Annotated in this window: 1 protein-coding gene; it reads right to left on the reverse strand. The window is 62.5% G+C overall.

Features of this window, described 5'->3' with window-relative positions; genetic code table 11:
• The coding region (locus L9Z73_RS30015; protein WP_247408567.1) for a vWA domain-containing protein at positions 1 to 1,429 on the reverse strand (1,429 nt) is incomplete at its 3' end.
• Positions 1,430 to 1,815: the final 386 nt, after the last annotated feature.

A 1,815-nucleotide genomic window follows, 5' to 3' on the forward strand; every position in this document is an offset into this window, starting at 1 on the left:
CCTTGGCCGACTGGCTGCCCACCGGCCGCTCGATCAAACGGCTCGCACCACCGGCCGCCGGCTTATAGCGCACACGCAACATGGCCAGCTCAGCGGATTGGCCCTGCGCCGCAGGTGCGGAGGCGTAGCGCAGCGGCTCCAACCAGCCCTGCTCGCCCTTCGGTACAATTTCGTACAGCGCGGTCAGCGTGTGCCCGGCGCCGATCTCTCCCGCGTCGACCTTGTCGTTATTGAAGTCCTCACGCTTCAATGCGCGGTTTTCATAACCCAGCAAGCGGTATTCGCTGACCTGGGCCGGGTTGAATTCCACCTGCACTTTCACGTCCCGCGCCACCACCGCCAGGGTCGAGCTGAGTTGGTCCACCAGCACCTTGCGCGCTTCGCGCAGGGTGTCGATGTAGGCATAGTTGCCGTCGCCCGCATCGGCCAGTTGTTCCATCAGGTGTTCGTTGTAGTTATCCACACCGAAGCCGAGGGTGGTCAGCGACACACCACTTTTGCGCTGTTCGACGGCCATCTGCTTGAGGCTGTCAAAATCGCTGACGCCGACATTGAAGTCACCATCGGTGGCCAGCAGGATGCGGTTGATGCCCTGCTCGATAAAGCCTTCGCGGGCCATCTGGTAGGCCAATTCGATGCCTGATGCACCGGCGGTAGCGCCGCCTGCGCTGAGCTGATCGATGGCATTGCGCAGCTTCACTTTGTCGCGCCCGGAGGTCGGCGGGAGCACCACGCGCGACTCACCGGCGTAGACCACCAGGGACACGCGGTCCTGTTCGCGCAACTGATCCACCAGCAATTTCAGGGTGCTTTTCACCAGCGGCAAGCCTTCGCGGCGATCCATGGAGCCGGACACATCGACCAGAAACACCAGGTTGGCCGGCGCCAACTCTGCCACGGCGCGGTCGGACGCCTTGATGCCGATGCGCAGCAGTTGGGTGCGCGGGTTCCACGGGGTGGCCGCCAGTTCGGTGGTCACGCCAAAGGGCGAGCCGTCGGTGGGCAACGCGTAGTGATAGGGGAAATAGTTGAGCATTTCCTCCAGTCGCACAGCGCCCTCGGGCGGCAGACGACCTTGGTTGAGGAAACGCCTCACGTTGGCGTAGCTGCCGGTGTCGACGTCGATGCTGAAGGTCGAGACCGGCGTTTCGGCGACCCGATGCACCGGATTGTCCGGCAGGTTGGCGTATTGCTCGCGGGGCTCGCTGCGGTAGTCCAGGCTCGCCGACTCCTGCATCCGCATCGGTGCAGGCATCGCCATGCGCTTGACCAACGCACCCTGGACCGGAGTGTTTTGCAGCTCGACGACGGGCTCAGCCGGTTTGGCTAAATCAGGCGACGAAGACAGCCCACAACCGGCCAGCGCCACCAGCAAGGTAACCGCAAAGCCCTGGGCAGCAGGACGCAGGAAAAGCAGAGGACGGGACATGGACTGAACCTCGTGAATAAATGATCCGTTCACAAGGTCAGACGCAGGGTGCGGGGTATTCGGGTTAAACCCTGGACCAGATAACACCTCAATCAGTGTGGGAGGGGGCTTGCTCCCGATGGCCAACTGTCAGCCACTGCATCGGGTGACTGACCCACCGCTATCGGGAGCAAGCCCCCTCCCACATTTGATCTTCGGTGGCGCCAGAATCGAGACGGTTAACTCGGTCCCGTGCGCTGCCCCGCCGTTAGCGTTCGGCTCGAATCCTGGTTTAGATAACACCTCAATCAGTGTGGGAGGGGGCTTGCTCCCGATTGCCAAGTATCAGCCACTGCATCGGGTGACTGACCCACCGCCATCGGGAGCAAGCTCCCTCCCACATTTGA

Origin of the sequence: Pseudomonas emilianonis (assembly GCF_023072625.1) — a bacterium.
Classification (GTDB): Bacteria; Pseudomonadota; Gammaproteobacteria; order Pseudomonadales; family Pseudomonadaceae; genus Aquipseudomonas; species Aquipseudomonas paraveronii.